Origin of the sequence: Sedimenticola sp. (genome assembly GCF_050289425.1) — a bacterium.
Lineage (GTDB): Bacteria > Pseudomonadota > Gammaproteobacteria > Chromatiales > Chromatiaceae > Sedimenticola.
Map to the genome: position 1 here is coordinate 20108 of NZ_JBNKFS010000029.1, position 22117 is coordinate 42224.

The 22117-nt window shown below is 56.9% G+C and carries 23 protein-coding genes; 12 read left to right on the plus strand and 11 right to left on the minus strand.

Features of this window, described 5'->3' with window-relative positions; translation table 11 throughout:
* Positions 1–42: 42 nt before the first annotated feature.
* Together ACQY5R_RS16485 and ACQY5R_RS16490 are read right to left on the minus strand one after the other, a co-directional pair.
* Positions 43–1620 (minus strand): benzoate-CoA ligase family protein, encoded by a 1578-nt coding sequence (locus ACQY5R_RS16485; RefSeq protein ID WP_428610228.1) that lies wholly within the window; start codon positions 1618–1620, stop codon positions 43–45.
* A 336-nt stretch (positions 1621–1956) separates the two neighbouring features.
* Positions 1957–2922 carry a sigma-54 interaction domain-containing protein gene (locus ACQY5R_RS16490; RefSeq protein ID WP_428610229.1) on the minus strand — a complete coding sequence of 322 codons (966 nt, stop codon included), beginning with the start codon at positions 2920–2922 and terminating at the stop codon, positions 1957–1959.
* Between the two features lie 245 nt (positions 2923–3167).
* On the opposite strand from ACQY5R_RS16490, the gene ACQY5R_RS16495 reads away from it, so the two are divergent.
* On the plus strand, positions 3168–4415 hold the full coding sequence (locus ACQY5R_RS16495; RefSeq protein ID WP_428610230.1) for an MFS transporter: 1248 nt from the start codon (positions 3168–3170) through the stop codon (positions 4413–4415).
* Positions 4416–4752: 337 nt separating this feature from the next.
* On the opposite strand, the gene ACQY5R_RS16500 is transcribed toward ACQY5R_RS16495, so the two are convergent.
* Genes ACQY5R_RS16500 through ACQY5R_RS16510 form a run of 3 tightly spaced genes read right to left on the minus strand, consistent with a single transcriptional unit; the run spans position 4753 to position 7088 of the window.
* Positions 4753–5967, minus strand: coding sequence for a vWA domain-containing protein (locus tag ACQY5R_RS16500; RefSeq protein ID WP_428610231.1), 1215 nt, complete (start codon positions 5965–5967; stop codon positions 4753–4755).
* Positions 5968–5985: 18 nt separating this feature from the next.
* Complete coding sequence (locus ACQY5R_RS16505) at positions 5986–6555, minus strand: hypothetical protein (protein WP_428610233.1); 570 nt, start codon at positions 6553–6555, stop codon at positions 5986–5988.
* Positions 6552–7088, minus strand: coding sequence for a PspA/IM30 family protein (locus ACQY5R_RS16510; RefSeq protein WP_428610235.1), 537 nt, complete (start codon positions 7086–7088; stop codon positions 6552–6554). The genes ACQY5R_RS16505 and ACQY5R_RS16510 overlap by 4 nt, the downstream gene beginning before the upstream one ends.
* 187 nt (positions 7089–7275) lie before the next feature.
* Here ACQY5R_RS16510 and ACQY5R_RS16515 point away from each other — a divergent pair, with 187 nt between their 5' ends.
* Both ACQY5R_RS16515 and ACQY5R_RS16520 read left to right on the plus strand, forming a co-directional pair.
* Positions 7276–7977, plus strand: coding sequence for a response regulator transcription factor (locus tag ACQY5R_RS16515; RefSeq protein WP_428610236.1), 702 nt, complete (start codon positions 7276–7278; stop codon positions 7975–7977).
* A 1-nt stretch (position 7978) separates the two neighbouring features.
* Positions 7979–10078, plus strand: a complete 2100-nt coding sequence (locus ACQY5R_RS16520; RefSeq protein ID WP_428610238.1) for a sensor histidine kinase — start codon at positions 7979–7981, stop codon at positions 10076–10078.
* Here ACQY5R_RS16520 and ACQY5R_RS16525 read toward each other — a convergent pair.
* Together ACQY5R_RS16525 and ACQY5R_RS16530 are read right to left on the minus strand one after the other, a co-directional pair.
* A complete protein-coding gene (locus tag ACQY5R_RS16525) occupies positions 10063–10506 on the minus strand; it encodes a CBS domain-containing protein (protein ID WP_428610240.1) in 444 nt (147 codons plus the stop codon). The genes ACQY5R_RS16520 and ACQY5R_RS16525 overlap by 16 nt on opposite strands.
* Before the next feature lie 94 nt (positions 10507–10600).
* A complete protein-coding gene (locus tag ACQY5R_RS16530) occupies positions 10601–10900 on the minus strand; it encodes a hypothetical protein (RefSeq protein WP_428610242.1) in 300 nt (99 codons plus the stop codon).
* A gap of 175 nt (positions 10901–11075) precedes the next feature.
* Here ACQY5R_RS16530 and ACQY5R_RS16535 point away from each other — a divergent pair, with 175 nt between their 5' ends.
* From ACQY5R_RS16535 to ppc, 5 genes are all read left to right on the plus strand, one after another.
* On the plus strand, positions 11076–11528 hold the full coding sequence (locus tag ACQY5R_RS16535; RefSeq protein ID WP_428610243.1) for a YHS domain-containing (seleno)protein: 453 nt from the start codon (positions 11076–11078) through the stop codon (positions 11526–11528).
* 126 nt (positions 11529–11654) lie between these two features.
* Positions 11655–12866 (plus strand): nitrous oxide reductase family maturation protein NosD, encoded by a 1212-nt coding sequence (gene nosD, locus ACQY5R_RS16540; protein WP_428610244.1) that lies wholly within the window; start codon positions 11655–11657, stop codon positions 12864–12866.
* A 74-nt stretch (positions 12867–12940) separates the two neighbouring features.
* The gene (locus ACQY5R_RS16545) at positions 12941–13450 is read left to right on the plus strand and encodes a HugZ family protein (RefSeq protein WP_428610246.1); all 510 of its coding nucleotides are present in this window, start codon (positions 12941–12943) and stop codon (positions 13448–13450) included.
* 6 nt (positions 13451–13456) lie between these two features.
* Entirely contained in the window at positions 13457–14173 is a 717-nt protein-coding gene (locus tag ACQY5R_RS16550; RefSeq protein WP_428610248.1) for a tRNA1(Val) (adenine(37)-N6)-methyltransferase, read from the plus strand.
* Between the two features lie 68 nt (positions 14174–14241).
* Positions 14242–16845, plus strand: a complete 2604-nt coding sequence (ppc, locus tag ACQY5R_RS16555; protein ID WP_428610249.1) for a phosphoenolpyruvate carboxylase — start codon at positions 14242–14244, stop codon at positions 16843–16845.
* A gap of 99 nt (positions 16846–16944) precedes the next feature.
* Here the strand turns inward: ppc and ACQY5R_RS16560 are convergent, their stop codons facing one another.
* The 4 genes from ACQY5R_RS16560 to ACQY5R_RS16575 all read right to left on the minus strand — a co-directional run bounded on the left by ACQY5R_RS16560 (position 16945) and on the right by ACQY5R_RS16575 (position 19935).
* A complete protein-coding gene (locus ACQY5R_RS16560) occupies positions 16945–17526 on the minus strand; it encodes a PhnA domain-containing protein (protein ID WP_428610251.1) in 582 nt (193 codons plus the stop codon).
* A gap of 238 nt (positions 17527–17764) precedes the next feature.
* Entirely contained in the window at positions 17765–18172 is a 408-nt protein-coding gene (locus tag ACQY5R_RS16565; protein ID WP_428610253.1) for a DUF4332 domain-containing protein, read from the minus strand.
* 279 nt (positions 18173–18451) lie between these two features.
* Positions 18452–19429, minus strand: coding sequence for a transaldolase (gene tal / locus ACQY5R_RS16570; RefSeq protein WP_428610254.1), 978 nt, complete (start codon positions 19427–19429; stop codon positions 18452–18454).
* Positions 19430–19461: 32 nt separating this feature from the next.
* Positions 19462–19935, minus strand: coding sequence for an Lrp/AsnC family transcriptional regulator (locus ACQY5R_RS16575; protein WP_428610255.1), 474 nt, complete (start codon positions 19933–19935; stop codon positions 19462–19464).
* Positions 19936–20450: 515 nt separating this feature from the next.
* Between ACQY5R_RS16575 and ACQY5R_RS16580 the strand changes: the two genes are divergently transcribed.
* The 4 genes from ACQY5R_RS16580 to ACQY5R_RS16595 form a co-directional block, all read left to right on the plus strand.
* A complete protein-coding gene (locus ACQY5R_RS16580; RefSeq protein ID WP_428610256.1) occupies positions 20451–21209 on the plus strand; it encodes a 3-hydroxybutyrate dehydrogenase in 759 nt (252 codons plus the stop codon).
* A gap of 124 nt (positions 21210–21333) precedes the next feature.
* Positions 21334–21696: a hypothetical protein gene (locus tag ACQY5R_RS16585; protein ID WP_428610257.1), complete on the plus strand. Its 363-nt coding sequence runs from the start codon at positions 21334–21336 to the stop codon at positions 21694–21696.
* Positions 21697–21702: 6 nt separating this feature from the next.
* Entirely contained in the window at positions 21703–21894 is a 192-nt protein-coding gene (locus ACQY5R_RS16590; protein ID WP_275096609.1) for a DUF5522 domain-containing protein, read from the plus strand.
* Positions 21891–22117: helical backbone metal receptor (locus ACQY5R_RS16595; protein WP_428610259.1), on the plus strand; the 227-nt coding region annotated here is incomplete at its 3' end. The genes ACQY5R_RS16590 and ACQY5R_RS16595, both read left to right, overlap by 4 nt.

Here is a 22117-nt window from a genome sequence, read left to right on the forward strand (position 1 = left end):
CCTCCTGGTGTAATAATCCGGCCTGAGCGGATGGATAGCTGTTCAGCTGGCCGATACGTTCTCTTCAAGTAATTGTTGTAATTTGAATTTTTGTATTTTTCCGGTCGCCGTTCTGGGCACCTCGTCAATGATGCGCAGATCCTGCGGGCACTTAAAATGGGCCAGCTGATTGCGCAGGGTCTCCCGGACCTGCTGCACCAGTGCCTGGTGATCGGCTATTGGCTGTTTCGGTTCCAGGAACAGGACAATCTGCGTCGACCCTTCCCGGTTGGGTGCCTCTACCGCAGCGGCTTCGGCGATATCCGCTACCGTCAGGGCACAGCATTCAATCTCGCTGGGACTCACCCACTGCCCGGAAATCTTCAGCATGTGGTCGGCCCGCCCCTGGTGATACCACCAACCCTGCGCATCGAAACTGAAGATGTCGCCGGTGCGATACCAGACGCCACTGAAGGCGTGACGGGTCATATCCTGGCGGTTCCAGTAGCGATCGCATACCGAAGGCATGCGCAACCAGGCCACGCCCGGCGTATCGGGGGTATCGATCGTTTCGCCCTGTTCGTTGGTCAGGCGCACCTCTGCCCAGGGTACGACCCGGCCGCTGGCGCCCGGTTTGTAGGCGTCCGGCTTATTGACGATAAACAGGATCAAGGTCTCTGTGGTGCCAATCCCCTCATAAATCGGATTACCGGTGGTTGCCTGCCATTCGCTGAACAGGGTTTCAGGGAGCTGTTCGCCGGCGGAAACACAGCAACGAATGGTTTTAAATGCGTCGCCTTCGGCAATCCCTCCCTGCAGCAGCTTTCGGTAGAAGGTCGGGACACTGAACAGCAGGTCAGGTCGGTGCGTGGCCACCAGTTCGCCAGTCCGTTCCGGTGTCGGCCAGCCATCGAACAGGATCAGCGTGGCGCCACAACGCAGGCCGGCGAATAGACCGTGTGCCAGCGGGTAGGCAAAAAACAGCTTTGAGGTGCAGAGGATCTTTTCACCGGGCTGGACCCGCAGATTTTCCCGCAGGTGCAGATCGCTCACGATCACGTCGTGATGCAGGTGGACCGCCGCTTTGGGTTTGCCGGTGGTACCGGATGTGTAGATCCAGAACGCCATGTCGTCCGGTGACATGGATATTGAAACCGGTGTGGAAGAACTCTCCTCCAGCACTGTTTGCAGCGGCAGATGATCGCCGTTGTATTGACCGCGCACGATGAGTGAACAGGGATGCTGAATCTTTGGCAGCAGCGCCTCGATGGTGGCGACCGTGTCGGCCTCGACGAGTAGAAAAGACGCCCGACTCTCATTGATGGTGAATAACAGATCCCGTTCCACGGCCATGCGGTTATAGGCGATCGCCACCGCACCGATACGTAGGGTGCCGATGTAGGCGGCAGCCAGGTCGGCGGAATCCTCGAGCAGGAACATAATGCGCGCTTCCGGCATGACGCCCCGTGCGCGTAACGCGTTGCCGAAGCGATTGGCGCGTTGATCCAGCCCGCTATAGGTGAGGGTCTCCGCTCCATCAATAATCGCGACCTGTTCGCCTAGGCCCAGGCTCAGAGCGGGGCCCAGTATTTCATCTCCAGCGTTCATGGCGCTTTCGATATAGGGTTGTTGAAGGGTCATGTCGAGTCCGCCTTTCGGTACATGATAAATAATTCATCACGCTTTTTATTGTGAGGAAAAATAATGCATGCCTCGAGCCAATATCAGTATATTTTCTATGGAATATATCTATCATATTGAAAATAAAGAGATAAATCGGATCATTTGGGGAGTATTGGTGGTGGCAGCGGTAGATTGAGTCTGTTCAATAACTGAACAATTTTCGGCTGTTTGAAGGGGGGGTTGGCTGTTATACCCTGAAAAATAAAGGGGAATGTTCGTTTTTACCAAATCTGGACGGCTGTTCAGAAAATGAACAGATTAATGAACAGGTTTAGGTTGTCGATCCGGTGTGGGCTAGTTTTCCACTGATTTGAGTATGCGGTAGATGGTGGTACGGGAGACCGCCAGAGCTTTTGAAGCCTTACTGACATTACCCTTGCACTGCTCCAATACCCATTCCACATACTGCTTTTCCAGTTGGGCGAGGGGCATGACGTGGGAAAAACCGGAGGCGGCCGTTTCTGTTGAATCGATCGGGTATCCATCCAGCATGGTGGTGATATGGGCGGCACCGATCTCTTGCTCACAATGTACCCGCAGACGTTCGACGACGTTCTTCAGCTCCCTCACGTTGCCGGGCCAATGATGGGCCATCAGTTGTTGCATGGCGTCTTCAGTGATGGTCGGGCGTGGGGCATTGCCCAATGGCTGTTGCAGGAAAAAATCCACCAGCAGCGGGATATCCTCCACCCGTTGGTTTAGCGGTGGGATATCGATAGTCAGCACATTGAGTCGATAGTAGAGGTCTTGGCGAAAACGTCCCTGGGAGATCATCTTCTCCAGGTCGCGATGGGTGGCGGCGATGATACGTGCATGGGTGCGCTTTATCGTGGTACTGCCGAGAGGACGATACTCCCCGGTTTCCAGCACACGCAGTAGCTTGGCCTGGCAGGATGCGGTTAATTCACCGATCTCGTCCAGAAACAGGGTGCCGTCATTGGTTGCCTGGAATAGGCCGTCATGATCATGGGTCGCACCGGTAAACGCACCCTTGCGGTGACCGAACAACTCGCTTTCCAGCAATTGGTCCTGAAGCAGACCGCAGTTCAACGGGATAAAGTTTCGGCCTTCACGTTCACTCCAGTGGTGGAGGATCTGGGCAATCACCTCCTTCCCTACGCCACTCTGACCCGTGATCAGTACCGGCATCTGTAGCGGGGCCATCTTTTGTGCCATGGATATCACCCGACACCATGGGACGCTGCGGCCGATGACGGCAGGCGTTCTATTCGTGACGATATTAGTTGCGTCAGTAAGCATGTCAGCCTAATCCCCTGTCCCGACAATCAATTCGGGCCACTCAGAATAACAACAGAGAAACGTCCATTGCAAAGACCACGTGAGCATCCAGGTTGGTTGAACCGGCATCAATCCTGTCATGGCTCCGATGGCCGATCGGTTGCATCCAGGTGCGCCGCAACGCTGCCCGCCTGGGAGCGAGGTTCAAGCAACGGGGTTTCGTTTCGCTTATGATTCGCTCTTGAAGCGGGTAAAAGGATCTGTTGATGACGCCGACGATTTTGATATTGCTAAGCGGATTGGGGCTGCTGCTGGTGGGGGTGGGGCTGTTGGGTACACTGTTGGGCGTGCGTGCCACGCTGGCCGGTTTCAGTAACATCGATATCGGTCTGATTATGGCGGGCTACTATGCCGGCTATATCGTCGGCACCTTGTCGGTACCGCGGATGATTCGCAACGTCGGGCATATTCGTGCCTTTGCCGCTTTTGCTGCCGTGGGTGCATCCGCCAGCCTGGCTTTCGGGTTGATTATCCACCCTTGGGTCTGGCTGGTATTGCGGATACTGAGTGGTCTCTGTGTGGTGGGGCTCTACATGGTGGTAGAGAGCTGGCTGAATGAGCAGAGTGCCGGCCCCGCACGCGGCCGCATCTTCTCTTTCTACATGATGAGTACCCTGGTGGCGCTCGGGGCCGGTCAGCTGTTGCTGCTGGCGGGTGATACGACGCAGCTGACCCTGTTTGCCCTGGCGGCGATACTGATCTCCCTGGGCGTTGTGCCTGTAGCCATCACCCGGGTGCATGAACCGCGTATAGAACAAGAGGTATCGGCAAAATTTACCGAACTGCTGCGGGCGAGCCCGCTCGGCTTCATCGGCGCCCTGAGTGCCGGCCTGGTTAATGGCGCCTTCTGGGGGATGACGCCGGTCTTTGGTCAACGGTTGGCGCTGGAGGAGGGGCAGATCGCGATGCTGATGAGTGCCACGATCCTGGGCGGCGCCCTCCTGCAATGGCCGATCGGCCATCTCTCCGATCGACTGGACCGAAGAGTGGTCCTGACCGTGACCAGTCTGGCCACGGCAACCGTGGCGGCGGTGACCGCACTGATAGTGATTCGTGGCTATCCGGGCCTGATCGGGTCGGCCTTTTTGCACGGTGGCCTGATGTTTTCGCTGTACGGCATCAGTGTGGCCTATGCCTATGACCATCTGGAACAGGGCCAAGTGCTGGAAGCGACCCGGGGATTGTTGCTGATTTACGGGGTGGGTGCACTGAGTGGGCCGCTGCTGGCCGGTATTGCGATGGACCTGTTCGGTCCGGTGGGGTTGCCGGTGGTGTCGGCCACTACGGCAACGATTCTGGCCCTGTTTGGGTTGTATCGCATGTCGCGCCGCGCCGCTACGCCGGTTGCCGAGCAGACTGAATTTGTACCCCTGGTACGCACGTCACCCGTCGTTTTGGAAATGCACCCGGATGTGGACCCGGCACCGGAATTTGATCTGCCCGAACAGCGATAAAGTGGCGGATGGAGCAAGGCGGCTTGAAACTGCTTTAGGGCTGTCGATTGGATAAATCGGCGGTAGTGTGCGACCTGGAATTGTTCCAAGCCGTTGTGGCTGAAGGAAAAGAACAAAAATATGCCGCTGAGTCGCTGATTCACGATGGCTGCTCTCCGTCACACCGAAATGTTATGCCGGTGTCATGGCCGATGCGGTGTAATCGACCAGTAGTTTAGAGTGCCCGGTCAGTCATGCGGCGTAACTGTTGTGGGGCGCTACTCATCTGTTGCCAAGATGGCGTGATGAGTGAAGGCCCCCCAACGGCGATGTATCGCACGAAGGGGAGCCGGGTTAATCAGTAATCAGGGGCGTCGGTTTCATAGTGCAGGCCCTTGGTTTCTGCCTGCTCTTTGATGGCACTGAAAATCTTGTAATCCAGCGAGTCGGACGCGGCGCCGCTCTCCTCGACCTTTTGCTTGATGAAATCGGCGCGTTGCCGGGCCAGTTCGTCGATTTCCTGCTCCAGCACTTTGCGTGACGCGGCCTTCTCCTCGATCAACGCCTGCTGCTCGGCGGGTGCCATGGCCTGCATCGGCGCCGGCAGCTGTTCGGGTTTGATTTTGGCGATATCGATGCGGCCACTGGCTACGTCATCCACCAGCTCTCCCTTGCCGAGAAAGTTCGCTTTACCACTCTTGGTGGCATTGAAGGTGGCGCGCCGCGCGCGGGATTCGACGGAGGCATCGTCATGCAGTTTCTCGGCGGCGGCGAGTCGCTTTTTCTGCGCGCGTTTATCCTCTTCACTACCGTAGTAGAGCCGCGTCTCGTCCAGCTTTTCCGAGAGTGTGGCAATCTTTTCATCGAATGGGGTGGAGATAGCCACGGCGCTGCCGTTCTGCTCAACCTGGAAATAACTGCCGCTACCCAGCTGGGCGATCTGGTTCCAGTTTTGACGGGTGGTGCGGTCGCTGCCGCACTGAATGGTGTTGATGACGATACCGCGCTGTTTCGCCATCTTTATGATCTGCGGGTATTTAATGTCATCCGAGTAATCCATATGCGGGGGGGCGTCACCTACCAGAAACACCACTTTGTAGCTCTCTTTGTCTTGCCCCCAGGAGATCCGGTTGACGGCGTCGTCGAGGGCTTGATTGACACTCTCGGGACCGTCACCGCCGCCCGCCGCCTGGAACTCCATCAGTGCCGCATACATGCTGTCCAGATCGCCTGACAGATCCAACACCTGCGTAACATAACTGTCTCCCCGGTCGCGGTAAGCCACCAGGCCCATACGGATTTCCGGCGCCGATTGAGCCGAGGCCATGGAGCTGGCGATAGACCAGATCTTCTCCTTGGCCGCCTCAATCATGCCACCCATGCTGCCGGTGGTGTCGAGGGCAAACACCACTTCGATACGCGGCGGCGGTTCGGCGAGAGGCGTTGCGTTCGGTGGAGGAAGCGGTTGAAGTGTGAGAGGTGTTACCGCACCGATACTTTGGTAGGCCGGGTAGAGGGCGATGGCACCCGCGGTGGCGGCGAATAACGACAGGGCGATGATTTTTGATTTCATAATGGCTCTCCTGGGATATCAATGGGTGGCGGTGAGTCGGCGCAGGGCCGCCTCGGCGATTTGTTCCGCCTGGTAAAAGCGGTCGGCTGCGGCGTCCGGTGAGGGGTTTGAACGGTGGCGTCGCTTCCAGTCCGCCGGAATGGCGCTGAACAGGGCTTGCAGCAGAAAGAAACACCAGATACTGAGCAGCAGGCTGCCGGTTGCGATGGCGGCCCAGCAGGCGGTTGCCAGACCCAGTCCGCTGAGCCCCAGATCAGCCAGTGCCGAAAACAGGCTGTTGTAGAAATAGAGTGAACGTATCAGCCAGATAAGCGTGATATGTAGCAGCAGATAGAGCGGCAAGGACGGATTGAGCAGCCAGATAGCCGCGGCACAGAGGAGCCAGCCGGCGATGCTGACCAGCCGGCCGATCCGTTGCCGGCTGCGTCTGATCAGGTACAGGCTGTAGGCGAGGCCCAGACCGGCAATCAGCCATTTCAACAGGAGTCGGCTGTCCAGTACAGGTGACAGGGCGCTGAACAGGATCGCACCGGTCAAGCTGGCGGCCAGGGCGATGCCCACCCCCTCGAAAAAACGGGGACGTTTCATGATAGGCTCCTTTTCTGTTTTTCACGTAGGAAGGCCACCTCGACATCCGCCTCTTCGACGGGGTTGCCGGGTGGCTCGGCCAATGTATGTTCACAGTGGTCGTCCGCGGTGTTCTCCAGCAGTTCGACCTTTTGCCGCATGCTCTCCAGTTGGGTGCGGTTTTCCGCCAACCGTTGGGACAGATCGGTGAGTTGCTGCTGCACGCTCTTTGCGCGACTCTCCTGTTGCTGTATATGCCGGGCCAGGGTCAGCTTTTTTCGGATCAGCTGTTTTGCCAGCGCTTCATTGTTCGACTGGAAACAGATATCCAGTTGTTCTTCCATTTCCGACAGTTTGTGCTGTCCATCATCCAGTTGGGCGGTTAGTCGCATCCGTTCATGCTGTAGCAGCCGGTGACGCTGTTCATCCCCGGCAAACGCCGCCTCCATTTCCCGGATGGCCTGTTTCAGCAATAGGTCCGGCTCTTCCATACGGTCGAGCACCGCGTGCATATCGGCACGAAAGAGTCTTGCTATCCGGTTGATCAGTGCCATGAATAACCTCCGTAAAAAGGGGTGTTGTGATTGGGTGAGATCAGTCTAGGTTTATCGGTCAAGCGGATGTAGGCGCGGTTTTGTAAAATCGTCACACGTCCGTTTACAAAAGTTTTACATGTCGCTGGGAGCCGAAGCTGGTAGTCTTTTAAGCGCTGTTTGTTACCTCTGGAGAGTCGGATAAGGCATGTCACGCAAGATTCGTTTATTGATCGTTGAAGACGAGGTGGCTATCCGCACCGGGCTGGTAGATCTGTTCGTGTTTCACGGCTATGAGGTGGCGGCGACAGGCGACGGCCGGGATGGGCTGCAGCAGGCATTAAGTGGCCACTACGATCTGATTCTGTTGGATGTGATGTTGCCCGGTATTAACGGCTTCGATATCTGCGCCCGGATACGCGACCGGGATCGGGAACAGCCGATCATTCTGTTAACCGCCAAGAGCGGTGACGAGGATGTGATACAGGGGTTGTCGCTGGGGGCGGATGATTATGTGGCCAAACCCTTTTCCGTCGCCCAACTGGTGTTGCGGGTGCAGGCGGTGTTGCGGCGTTCACGTATCGCTACGGAACTGCAAAACCAAATCCGTCTCGGTGATCAGGTTGAATTGGATTGCCAGAATCTCTGTGGGCGTTGTGGCGAATCCGAACACACTTTTACCCGCCGTGAGATGGAGCTGCTGCAGTATCTGCACGCCAACGCCGACCGGCCGGTATCGCGCGATGAGTTGTTGACCCGGGTTTGGGGGTATGCCAAAAACCTGGATCTGGAGACCCGTACCGTGGATATCCATATCGCCAAGTTGCGCCGCAAGATCGAACCGGATGCCAGCCAGCCCCGTTTTCTGGTGACGGTGCGCGGCGCCGGTTACCGGTTGTTGGTCGATTGATATGAGACGTGGCAATCGACTCACCGGTCTTGATCCGGCGCAACTGCGGCGCTGGTTGTTGCTATTTTTTCTCGCCCTGCTGATCCCGTCCGGGGTGTTGATCCAGCAATCCTATAGTCAATTGAAGTGGGAGGCATTTCATCAGTATCGATTGCAGGCGGAAGCGCTGAGTGGCCGTATCAATGACCGGCTCATGCGCCTGGTCGCTACGGAAGAGCAGCGCCGTTTTGGTGATTACGCCTTTCTGGTAGGGGCGTCTGGTGCCGCTGTTCGCCCACCGCAACGGTCTCCTTTGTCGGCTTATCCGGTTAATGACACTGTGCCGGGGGTGATTGGCTACTTTCAAGTGGATGAAGCGGGTCGCTTCAGCACGCCGCTGCTGCCGGTGCGCGTCGAACAGGCAAGCGATTTCGGTATCGTCGGCGATGAACTGGACCAGCGGTTGACGCTGCACAGTCGTCTACAGCAGATCCTCAGTGAAAACAGTCTGGTACAGAGTGCCGCAAGCGGACGCCTGCCAAAACCGGGCGAATTGGAACGGCAAGCCTCGTCGGTTGACGCCGCGTCAGGGCAGCCGGCGATCGCTTTTTCTGAACCGGGGAAAATGCTACGGGAAGCGGATAGGGAGCTGGCGGACAGTATCGACCGCCCTCAGGCAGCTTTCGATCGATTGAATCGGGCACCGCTATCCACAAAAGGTCAATCCAAACAAACGTTCTCCGGATCCAGAAAACTGGGACGGGTGGAGGATCTGAAACTGGATCGTCGTCTCGAATCCCAACTGGTCGAGGAACAGACCGTGCAGGAGTCGAAAGCGCGCCGTCTCAAGAAAGAGGAGACATGGCCGTCGGCACCAGCCCCGATCACGGCGGAGGAGCTGTTGGCGCCGGCGAAACCACCCCGCCAGGATGGGCTACGCATACACACTTTTGAGAGCGAGCTGGATCCGTTCGAGTTCAGTTTGCTGGACAGCGGTCATCTGGTGTTGTTCCGCAAGGTCTGGCGCGAGGGGCATCGCTTTATCCAGGGCTTGCTGATTGAACAGCAGCCCTTTCTCCAGGCCAGCATTGCGGAACGCTTCAAGGAGACCACCCTGCCGGCGATGAGTGAATTGACGCTTGCCTATCGGGGAGAGCTGTTCAGTACCTTTAGCGGCAAAGATGCCCAGAGCTACTACAGTCGCGCCGAGGAGCTGTCCGGGGCGCTGCTTTACCGCAACCGTCTCGCCGCGCCGTTCAGCGATATGGAGTTGATCTACAGCATCAGGCAGTTACCGGCCGGCCCTGGCGGCCGCCTGCTGCTGTGGGTGACGGCGATATTGTTGTTGGTGCTTTGCGGTGGGTTCTATCTGTTATATAGGCTGGGGATGCGGCAGATCGAACTGGCCCGACAGCAGCAGGATTTTGTCTCCGCCATCAGCCACGAGCTGAAGACACCGCTGACCTCAATCCGCATGTACGGAGAGATGCTGCGCGAAGGTTGGGCCAGCGAAGAGAAAAAACGCAGCTACTATGACTATATCCATGACGAGAGCGAGCGCTTAACGCGCTTGATCAATAACGTGTTGCAATTGGCGCGCATGACCCGCAACGGATTGGAGTTGGCGTGTCGGCCGGTTGCCGTGGCGAGTCTGCTGGATAATATGCGTTCGAAAATTGCCGCTCAGGTTGAGCGGGCCGGTTTTGAACTCAACCTGCATGCCGATCAGCAAGCGGCAACGGCCCACGTCAAGCTGGATGACGACAGTTTCAACCAGATCATGATCAATCTGGTGGATAACGCGCTGAAATTTTCCGCTCAATCCCCGACCAAACGGATCGATATCTCCGCCGCGGTGGAACGGGATCGGCAACTGGTATTCACGGTCAGGGATTATGGTCCCGGGGTTCCCCGGGACCAGATGAAGAAGATATTCCGCCTGTTCTACCGTTCTGAAAATGAATTGACCCGTGAAACCATCGGTACCGGTATCGGCTTGGCCCTGGTGAGTCAGCTGGTCACGGCCATGGGGGGACGGGTAGACGTGATCAACCAACAACCCGGTGCGGCATTCCGGGTGATTTTTCCTGTCTATGGCGCCGACGATCAGTGCGGTGAGTAGTAGACCCCGTTGATATAGTTGTACAGGTCATCGATGACGATCTCCTGCTCACTGATGATGCTCTTCACCACATCGCCGATGCTGATCAGGCCGATAAGCCGGTTGTTTTCTATCACCGGCAGGTGGCGAATCCGCTTGTCGGACATGATGGCCAGGCACTCGTCCATGCGCTTCTTTTTATCCACATAACAGACTTCGGTGGTCATCACCTCTTTGACCAGGGTCTCTTTGGACGATTTGCCCCGGATGATGATTTTACGGGCGTAGTCACGCTCCGAAAGAACCCCGATCAGCCTATCTCCCTGCATGACCAGCAGTGCACCGATATTTTTCTGGTCCATCAGTACCAGTGCTTCATATACCGTGGCATCCGGTGTGATGGACCAGATCTGGCCATCTTTTTCCGCCAATAGATTTTCAACAAACATGGCTTCACCTCTCCGCTCTAAACGCTGGATATACTCTTAAGTATAGTAACGGCGTGAATAGTGGTCTATCTGTCCCATTTGGGATAGAGAGGGGCTAGTCGCGATAGCTGATCAGTACATCTCCCACAACCGGGTCGGTTATGCCCACCCCCGGCCCCTGATCTTCCAGGGTGTCTCTGAATTGGTCGAGCAACGTCACCATCTCCTTCTCCGCCGCCAGCGAATGGGCGGCCGAATCCCATTCACCGATAAAGCAGTAAGCGTGATCGCCGGTCTGGATGACGTACCCTTTTCTGAAGCCGCTGAAGTGGGGCTGAAACTGACGGTGTGCGTCGAGAAATTGCTCTTCCATTCCCGCCTTGACCTTGAACCGAACCACATTGAATGCCGTCATGATCTTCTCCTTCGCTGTGCAGGAAAAAGGTGCCAACATGATCAAGTATAATTTCCCTGACGTTTTTTTTCCGGCTGAGGCCGGGAAAGGTTTTCGGATCTGTAACGATTACGTGACCTGGCTGTGATGATTTCCTGTCAACATGGCGACGCCGGTATAGCCAAACGTGGTGTGAATGAAGGAGGGTGAAATGATGAAATGGAGTCTGTTGCTACTCAGTCTGTGGGCGAGTGGTCCGAGTGCCTGGGCGGGTAAGGCAGAATTTTTCAGCACCGGAGAGGGTGCCATCAGGGGCTACGATCCGGTGGCCTATTTCACCGAGAGGAGACCAGTCAAGGGAAAGGAGGCATTCCATCTCCGTTACCGCGGCGCCGATTGGTATTTTGCTTCGGCTGAGCACCAGAACAGATTCCAGCAAGAGCCGGAAAAATACGCGCCCCAGTATGGCGGCTACTGTGCCTGGGCGGTATCCAAGGGTTATACCGCCTCTACCGATCCCCAGGCCTGGACCCTGCACGATGGGAAGCTCTATCTAAATTACAGCCTGGGTGTTCAGCAGGATTGGCGAGAAGATATTCCGGGTAATGTTACCAAGGCCGATGCCCGCTGGCCGAAGGTGCTGAATTGATTTTTCTTAAGGAAGTCGTCACCCAATAACCTTACTCTGTGTCAGAATTAAGGTACCGCCGGTCTCTAACGACCGGCGGTACCTGTGCTGTGAATTCGACTCATTTGGAAGTGTGGCTGATCTGTCATGAAGCGGTTAGGAGTGATGATCTGGCTGTGGGCGGGGTGTCTGGTTTCCTCTGTGGTATACGCCTTGCCACCGATGCAGCTGTTTGTCGACATTACACCGCCAGGAGGCGTGCTGACCCTCCCGGCTGGAAGTTATGCCGGTCCGGTGGTGATCAGGCGCCCGATTACCATTGATGGCAAGGGTGAAGTGACGGTGGACGGGGAAGGCAGCGGTACCGTCATCTCGGTCGAAGCGGACGGCGTCACGCTACGCGGTCTGCACCTGACCCACTCAGGCGATTCCCACGATCAAGTCGATGCCGGCCTGTTATTGGCGGCGGATGACGGGGTGATCGAAGACAATCAAATCGATGATGTGTTGTTCGGTATTCATCTGCGTCAAGCCAACGGCAATGTGGTGCGCAATAACCGCATCCGTTCGCGCGCGGGTGAGCCGAGCCTGCGGGGCGAGGGTATACGTCTCTGGTACAGCATGGACAATCTGCTGGAGGGTAACCGGATCAGCCAGGTAAGGGACGTATTGTTCACCAACTCGTCGGACAACCGCTTCATCGGAAACGTAATCGAGAACAGCCGTATCGGTATGGAATTCATCTTTTCACCTGATAATGAAGTGAAGCAAAACCGGCTGGTGGGCAATACCTCCGGCATCGTGGTGCTCTACTCCAATCGGGTGACGATCAGCCACAACAAACTGTTGAACATGCCCGACGCCACCAGTTCGGCGCTGGCGGTAAAGGCCAGCTCCCAGGTGCGGGTCGAGTCCAACGATATCGTCCGCTGTGCTATCGGAATCACCGCCAATTCGCCCGCCTTTCCGGAAAATATCATCTACCTCAACGACAACCATTTTGCCTACAACGATGTGGCGATGTATTTCCACGGTGAGAAGGGGGGGCATATCATTCACGGCAACCGCTTTACCGGCAATATCATCCCGGTGGCGGTCAGTGCCGCCACCAGTGCGCGGGGTAACGATTGGCGCGACAATATCTGGGATACCTATGAGGGGTTCGATCGGGACCAGGATGGTGCCGGCGATACCCCTCATAACGTCTACCTCTACTCCGACCGGCTCTGGATGGATCGTCCCATGGTCCGTTTTTTCCGCGGCTCGCCGGTACTGGAGTTGGTGGACTTTATCGAACGTCTGGCGCCTTTCTCCCATCCGGAGCTGATCCTCTCCGACCCCACGCCGCGCATCCACTGATTGCCGGCCTGGGGTTTATCTTGTCGTGCTGTCGTGTCAGCATGCACGCTGTGTACTCCTTTAGCAGACGAACGATGACGACGACACCGGATCCTTCCGAACTCAAGCAGGCGGAGGCGGACTGCCAGGCGCTGATAGAGGCCTATCAGACCCTGCTGCTTTCCACCGTCGCGGCCGACGGCCAGCCGGAAATCAGTTATGCCCCCTTTGTGCGGGATGCGTCGGGCCAATTCTATATCTTTGTCAGCGAATTGGCGGGGCATACCAAAAACCTGCAGCGGCAGGGGCGCGCCGCGGTGCTGTTTATTCGCGACGAAAACGAAACCCGTAACCCGTTTGCCCGGGAACGGCTGGTCCTGTCATGCCAGGTGTTAGAGGTTCCATCGGACGATCCCAGGCATGAAGAGATGCTATCTCGAATGACACAGCGTTTTGGCGATACCGTGGCACTGCTGCGCTCCCTGCCGGACTTCCATCTGTTTGTCCTGATACCCGACTCCGGACGCTACGTGGTGGGGTTCGGCAAGGCCTATGACCTGGCGTTACCTGAAGGCCGCCTGTTGCCGGTTACCCCGCCGGGTTGAGACCAGGTGTCGACGTTTCGGTTTCAGCAGTTCACCGTTCAACAGGGTGAATCGGCCATGAAGGTGTGCACTGATGCCACCCTGTTTGGGGCGATGGCGCCGGTGGCCGGTGGTGAGCAAGTGCTGGATATCGGCGCCGGAGGCGGCTTGTTGTCACTGATGCTGATGCAGTTGGGCGCCGCTCAGGTCACGGCCGTGGAGTTGACGGAGTCGGCGTGCCGCGATGCGGCGCTCAATTTTGCCGCTTCGCCCTGGTGTGACCATCTGGAATGGGTGCATCAGTCGATCCAGGATTTCGCCGCCGATTGCCAACGGCGCTATGACCTGGTGATCAGCAATCCGCCTTTTTTTCAGCAGCACAGTAAAAGCCGGGAAACGCTGCGCAACCTGGCCCGACATAGCGACCGACTGCCGCATGCGGAGTTGGTGGGGATAGCCGCCCGCCTGTTGAGCGAGTCGGGTTGCTTTTATCTGCTCATTCCGCGGCATGCCGTGGCCCCGGTAACGGCGTTGGCCGAAGCGGCCGGCCTGTTCGCGGTTGGGCGCGCCGACTATGCCGGCTACCGTGAAAGCCAGGCCAAGGTGACGGCTCTCAGTTTTCGCCGTCGCCGTGAAATGTTCGTCTCCCGCCGGCTGGTCATCTATAATGCGCCGCGCGTTTACAGTGAAGAGAGTACCCGCTACCTCTCCCCATTTTTGCTGCGATTCGCGGCGACGACCTGATTTCACCCCGTTGCCGTGTCGTGATCAGGGCCACCGGCGCCACTGATGCTATGTTGGAGTACGAACCTATGACTGATCTGGATGAATCCTTACGCGACGATGTGCGCATGCTGGGCGAAAGCCTGGGACAGACTATTGAAAACCATCTCGGGTCGGCTTTTCTGGACAAAATCGAACGCATCCGCCACCTGGCCAAAGCCGGCCGGTTGAATGCCCGCTCCAATCACGAAGCACTGTTGCAAGAGCTGTCGGGCTTGAGCGAAGACGAGGTGTTGCCGGTGGCGCGCGCCTTTACCCAATTCCTCAATCTGGCCAATATCGCCGAAGAGTTTCACCGGGTGCGGCTGCATCAGGATGTGTGTGAACTGGATGCGGAAGACTCTTTTGCCCAGCAGATCAAGCAGTTGCAGGATGATGGCGTGGACAAGGCGCAGATTCTCCAGGCCATCGGCCGGATGGAGGTGGATCTGGTACTCACTGCCCACCCGACCGAGGTAAATCGCCGCACCCTGATCAAAAAGTACAATGCCATCACCGACTGCCTGCGCAAGCTGGAGTTGGGCGAATACCGCCAGCGCCGTCTGAACGAGTTGATCAGCCAGATCTGGCATACCAATGAGATACGTCAGCAGCGGCCCACGCCGATCGATGAGGCGAAGTGGGGTTTCGCTGTGATCGAAGGGTCGCTGTGGCAGGCGGTTCCCAACTATCTGCGCAAACTGGATGAGTCGATGCAGGCGGTGCTGGAACAGCCGCTGCCCCTGGATTGTTCACCGGTGCGTTTCTCCTCCTGGATGGGTGGGGACCGGGACGGTAACCCCTATGTGACGGCGGCAATCACCCAGGAAGTGTTGTCGCTGTCGCGCTGGATGGCGGCCGATCTGTATGACCGGGACCTGGACGAATTGCGTTCCGAACTCTCCATGTACCAGTGTAATGCCGAATTGCGTGCCCGGGTCGGCGATGTGGCGGAGCCCTATCGGCATCTTTTGGCCAGTCTGCGCCGTCGTCTGGATCAGACCAAAGAGCTGATCCAGCAGGGGTTATCCGGTCGCCCGATCGATACTCGGGCCTTGCTCTCCGTCGACGAGCTGCTGGAACCGTTGATGCTTTGTCACCGCTCACTCATCGACCACGGCATGCAGATCATCGCCGGCGGCCTGTTGGAAGATATCATTCGGCGTATCGCCTGTTTTGGCGTCACCCTGGTGAAGCTGGATATTCGCCAGAATGCCGACCGGCATGCGGCGGTATTCGATGCCCTGACCCGGTTTTACGAGCTTGGCCACTACCTGGAGTGGGACGAGGCGGACAAGCAGCGTTTTCTGTTGCAGGAGTTGCGCAGCAAGCGGCCGCTGATCCCGCCCCAGTGGGCACCGGATGAGGAGATTCGTGAAGTACTGGATACCTGCCGGGTGATCGCCCAGGCCGATCCCGCTTCGCTCGGCTCCTATGTCATCTCCATGGCGAGCCAGCCTTCGGATGTCCTGTCGGTCATTTTATTGCTGAAGGAGATGGGGGTGGCGCATGACATGCGGGTGGTGCCGCTGTTCGAGACCCTGGCGGACCTGCAGAGTGCCCACCACTGTATTGACCAGTTGCTGGATATCGACTGGTATCGGGACTATACACAGGGACACCAAGAGGTGATGATCGGCTATTCCGACTCATCCAAGGATGCCGGCCAGTTGGCCGCTGTATGGGGACAGTATCAAACCCAGGAGGCGCTGACCGCCACCTGCCGCGCCCGGGGCGTGCACCTGACGCTGTTTCACGGTCGCGGCGGCACCGTCGGTCGCGGCGGTGGGCCGACCCACCGGGCGATCCTGGCCCAGCCGCCCGGTTCGGTAGACCATACCTTGCGGGTGACCGAACAGGGTGAAGTGATTCGCTTTAAATTCGGTATCCCGGAGATCGCCGAACGCAATCTGGAACGCTACACCGGTGCCGTGCTGGCCGCCACACTGCGTCCGTCTCCCGCACCCAAGCCGGAGTGGCGGGCGATGATGGAGCAACTCGCCCAGACCGGTTTCCGCGAGTATCGCTCCGTCGTGCGGGACGATCCGCGATTTGTGCCGTTCTTCCGCGCCTCCACACCGGAGCATGAGCTGGGGAAATTGCCGTTGGGCTCGCGCCCGGCGAAACGGCGCGCCGATGGCGGGGTCGAGAGTTTGCGCGCCATCCCCTGGGTATTTGCCTGGACCCAGATTCGTCTGATGCTGCCGGCCTGGCTGGGGTCGGACAGCGCGCTTGGCCAGGCGATCGCATCCGGTCAGTTGACCCGGCTGCATGAGATGTATGCGGCCTGGCCCTTTTTTACCAGCTATGTGGATATGCTGGAGATGGTCCTGTCCAAGAGTGACCCGGTGATTGCCGAATACTATGCCTCCCGCTTGGTGCCCGAAGATTTACAACCGCTTGGGGATAGCCTGCGGGAGCGCCTGCAGGGGACTTTCGACATGGTGTTGCAGATCAAACAGACGAAAAAACTGTTGGCGGACTTCCCGCTGATCCGCCGTTCGATCAATGTGCGTAATCCCTACATCGATCCGCTGCACTTTCTGCAGGCTGAACTGCTTCACCGCGATCGCAATGCGCCCAATCAGCGCCTGGAGCAGGCGCTGATGGTGACGATGGCGGGCATATCGGCCGGTATGCAGAATACCGGCTGAGGTTAAGCGCCGCGTGGGCACCCGCGGAAAGCCTGCATCGGACCTGGGCAGGCCCAGGGGCCTGCCGCGATAGTATTTATGGGGTCTGTGAAGCGGAGGTTAGCCTGACTTTTTGACAAACTGGGTCAGGATGACGATTTGCTGGCCATTAACCCGGCCTTCGATTTGTCCCGGGTTGTCCGCCACCAGGAAGATGCCACGTACGGCGGTACCGCGCTTGGCGGTAAAGTTGGCGCCTTTGACGTTCAGATCCTTGGTCAGGGTGACGGTATCGCCCGCTTCGAGTTGCGCGCCGTTACAATCCAGATGCACCACCGATGCCTCACCTTCACCGCCTTCGTCACCGGCTTCCGCCCAGGCTTGGGTCTGTTCATCCAGATAGAGCATATCCAGCAGGTCTTGTGGCCAACCCTCGCTGCTCAGTCGCTTGAGCATGCGCCAAGCCATCACCTGAACCGCCGGAACTTGACTCCACATGCTGTCATTGAGGCAGCGCCAGTGGTTGGGGTCGCTCTTTGCCGGTTCTTCTATCTGTTCACGGCAGGTGTCACAGAGCAGCACGGATTGATCGGCGCTGCCATCCGAAGTGGGCGGGACGGCATAGATCTGGAGATTGTCGGTGGCACTGCAGAGTTCGCATTTGGAGCGGCTGCGCTCAAGTAACGCCTGTTCTGTACTCATGGTGGGGATGCTCGTTTCGGAAAGGTTTGACGAAAATTTAACATGCGTGACCAACCGATGAGGGTATCCGGTTCTCAGGCAGGGCACACCATACCCGGCAACCGGCCCGTGGACAAGTCCGGCCGGGTTATTTGACCATCGCTGGATAGATGGGCTGGATGGCGTGGAATCGGCGTGACGAATTGGTGGTGTGGGCCGGGATAGCAGACGATCCCGGCCCAAGTTCAGATTGAACCGTTCAATAGCTGATCACCCGCGGCAGCTCTTTTGCCTGGGCTACCCATTTTTCCACCTCGGATTGAGACGGCACGCGACGTACGACATTGCCACGTGTTTCTGCCACTTCCTGCATTTTTTGCTGAAGGTTGGCAGCATTGCGCTGGGCCAATTCGGGGACGGTGTCGACCCCGGATAGTTCCAGTAGATCGGCATACTCTTCTCCAATACCCTTTACCCGTGCCAGATCCGCACGATTGACCCAGCCCAAAATCAGCTTTTCGCTGATAGTGGATTGATCGGCCAATGCTTTTCTCCCTTTTGGTGTGCTGCCCGCAGCGAGTAACTCCTCCTGGGTTGCAATCCCGGCTTCCTGTAATTTGCCGCTGTATTTTTCACCGATACCTTCAATCTGTGTCAGTTTCGTCATGGCTCTCTGCTCCCTGTTATCACTATCGGTTGGAATCCTGTCGTGCTCAGTTGACCCGTTTACTATATGCCGGTTGATAGTTGGATTGAATCCGAAAAAGGGGCTGAGAAATAACAAATGACAATTGTTTACAATCGAATCCGCAGCGGTGATGGGCGTCTGGCTTGATTCAATGGGTAACGCACCCCGTTATTCCGGCTTTGAACGGGATAACGGGGCGTGATGGTGAATAAACGGCGGGTGTGGTGGACCGGGTCGACAGGGGAGGGAAGATCGGTTTCACCCTTCTGTCCGTTGGATAATCGCCTGTTCCAGTTTTTCCAGATCGCGGCTGAAGAGGCGAATCCCTTCCGCCAGTTTCTCCGTAGCCATGGCGTCCTCATTCAGTAGCCAGCGGAAATGTTGTTCATCCAGTTCCAGGCGTTCGATATCGATACCCCGGGCACCCTCCGCCGAGAGCTGCTGCGGCAGGGCAGTTTGCTGGCTCGCCAGTTCGTTCAATAGGGCCGGGCTGATGGTGAGTCGATCGCAGCCGGCCAGGGCTTCGATCTCGCCCAGGTTGCGGAAACTGGCGCCCATCACAATGGTGGGATAACCGAATTTCTTGAAGTAGTTGTAGATCTTTTTTACTGACAGCACGCCCGGATCTTCATGGGCGGGATAGCTGTCACGGCCACTCTGCTTTTTATGCCAATCTAGAATGCGTCCGACGAAGGGTGAAATCAGGGTGATACCGGCCTCGGCACAGGCGACCGCCTGCACAAAGCTGAATAGCAGAGTGAGATTACAACGTATGCCCTCGGCCTCCAGCACTTCACCGGCACGAATACCCTCCCAGGTGGAGGCGATCTTGATCAGTATGCGTTCACGTGAGATGCCCTGTTGCTCATACAGTTCAATCAAGCGGCGGGCTCTTCGGACAGTGGCTTCGCTATCGAAAGAGAGGCGTGAATCGACTTCGGTAGAGACCCGGCCCGGAATCAGTTTCAACAGTTCGCAGCCAAAGCTGACCGATAGCCTGTCGACGGCATCATCCATAAACGCATCCGGATTGCCCTGCTGTCGGGCCCACTGGATGGCCTGATCCATCAGCTCGGCATACTGCGGTTGTTGAGATGCCTTCAGGATGAGGGACGGATTGGTGGTGGCATCTTCCGGGGTGTACTGTTCGACCAGCTCAAACTCGCCGGTGTCCGCCACGACGACCGTCATGCGTTTCAATTGATCGAGTTTGCTGAGCGTGGTGGATGGGTCCATTTTTGTCCTCGGATTCTGTATCGAAAGATTGATTAGTCCAGATAGTCCAGCGGCAGTTCGGTCTTGTTGATAATCTGGCGCATGACGAAGCTGGATTGTACCCCTGAGACCCCGGCGATGCGTGTAATTCTGCCCAATAACAGATCCTGGTAGGCATCCATGTCGGGTACCACCACTTTCACCAGATAGTCAGCAGTCTGTCCGGTGATCAGGCTGCATTCGATCACTTCGGGAAATTCTGCCACCCTGGACTGGAAATTCTCGAAACGGTCAGGGGTATGTCGGTCCATGCTGATCTGTATCAGTGCGATCAGTTTCAGGTTCAGTTGGGTCGGATTAAGCAGGGTGACATGCTTCTCGATGATGCCGGCCTCTTCCAGTTGCTTGACCCGCCGGGAGCAGGGAGTGGGGGAAAGGCCTACCCGTTCCGCCAGCTCCAGGTTGCTGATCCGCCCGTCATGCTGCATTTCCGTCAGGATACGGCGATCGATACGGTCAAGTTTCATGGGTTCGCCCGGCAAAATAGAGTTTGATTGGCGTAATTATAAAACATAAAGCTATAAATCACTATATATATATAAATTTATAGATAAAAGCTCTATAAATTCAAGGTTTCATTGCTGTTTTTGCACCCACTCACTCACGTTTGCTCGCTATACTGCACCCACTGAACAAGCTTGGCCCAGGCTGACTCTCAGGCAAGACCTCACAAGGGTCTGTTGTCCGGATGGCTCCACAAGAGCGAAAAAGACGCGTGCACCAGGAGATTGGCTACTCAGGAACAAGCGTGTTGGTAACAGGGGAAACCTGATCTGAGGTGGGCCGCATCCCGGCCCACCGCTTTCCCCTGCTTTCCCCGTCCCTCCATTGAATCAATCCAGTTTAAGACAACGGTTCAGAGGCAAACGAACCGCACGTATTTTGTTGTTTTTTTCATCAATAAATCGTCATCCCACTGGGTTATAATTTTCCCATGCTGAATCGGCAGTGGTGCCGGCTTTTTTATCAGGAGAACGATCAGATGCAGAATAAAGTGGCCGTGGTAACCGGCGGGGCGAGTGGTATCGGGCGGGCGGTTGCCGAGAAATTGGCGTCTCTCGGATGTAAGGTGGTTATTGCCGATTTCAATCAGGAATCCGGCAGTGCCGCCGCCGGGGAGATGGGTGCCAGTTTTATTCAAGCCGATCTTTCCGACGCCGAGCAGTGTCGCTCGCTCATTGCCCAGGCTACCGCCCTGCATGGCAGTGTCGATATTTTGGTCAACAACGCCGGTTTTCAGCACATCTCACCGATCGAAGAGTTTCCGGTTGAACAGTGGAATAAATTGCTGGGCGTCATGCTCACCGCTCCTTTCCTGCTGATGCGTTATGCCTGGCCGATGATGAAGCAGAACGGTTGGGGGAGGGTGATCAACATCGCCTCGGTTCATGCCATGGTGGCCTCTCCCTTCAAGGCCGGTTACATCTCCGCCAAGCACGGCGTGATCGGCCTGACCAAAACCGCGGCCCTGGAAGGCGGCGAGTTCGGTATTACGGTCAATGCCATCTGTCCGGCCTATGTCAGGACACCGCTGGTGGAAAATCAGATCGCCGACCAGGCCCGTACCCGGGGTATTGCTGAAGACCAAGTGATCACTGATGTGATGTTGAAAAATGCGGCGATCAAGAAGCTGATCGAGCCGGAAGAGGTGGCCAACCTGGTAGCTTTCTTGGCCAGTGATCAGGCCTCCTCGATTACCGGCTCTTCCCTGACTATCGATTCGGGCTGGACGGCCCAGTAGCAGTAGCCCCACATCGCCCTTGTGAGATCCGCTGAGGGCGGTATAGGCCGCCAGATATTGGGACGGTGAACTATCCTTCTAGATAGGGACATGTTTATGGCAGATGGCTGAAAGGGGGTTGATAATGTGGAAAACGAATCCGTTTTTGCTGGCTGGAGTTTATTTCGGCGGATTGTTGGCAATATTCTCAACCGTAGTGTATTCCGCCGCTTATCGGTGTGAGCAGGATGGCGTGACGGTTTATTCCGATACCCGGTGCGGACCGAATGCGCAACAGAGCGGTGAGGTGCAAAACGTTTACCCGGGCGGCTTGCGTGCGGGTGAACAGCAGATGCTCAACCAAGCCGGATCGCGTCAGGCGGCACCGGCTGCTGGCGATAGTTCCGGTAGTAGTTATGGCGAGCGGCTCAAGGAACAGAATGAACAACGCAAGAGTGAGGGAGATAAGCGGCGTATCCCCTCGAACACTACCAGTCCCTGGCGTTGAGAAGCGATGAGAGAAGAAAACGAGACCGAAGCGATTGATCCCTGGCCGCTTGAGCAATTGGTGGAAGGGAGGCATTACTACTGGGAGGATGGATTGATGGTATTCACCGAATGCTATCATCGCAGCCGGGGTAACTGTTGCGGATCCGCTTGTCGCCACTGTCCCTTCGATCACGTGAATGTGAAACCGGCGAGATGAGGGTCGTTTCACTTATCCCTTCCATCACCGAAAGCCTCATCGATTGTCACGTCAACCTGGTGGGCCGCTCCCGTTTCTGTATCCATCCTGTACCTCAGGTGGGACATATCCCTGTGGTGGGGGGGACCAAGCAGGTGGATTGGCAGGCAATGGCTTGCCTGGCGCCTGATCTGGTGGTACTGGACAGGGAAGAGAATACCCGAGAGATGGCGGAGAGCTGTCC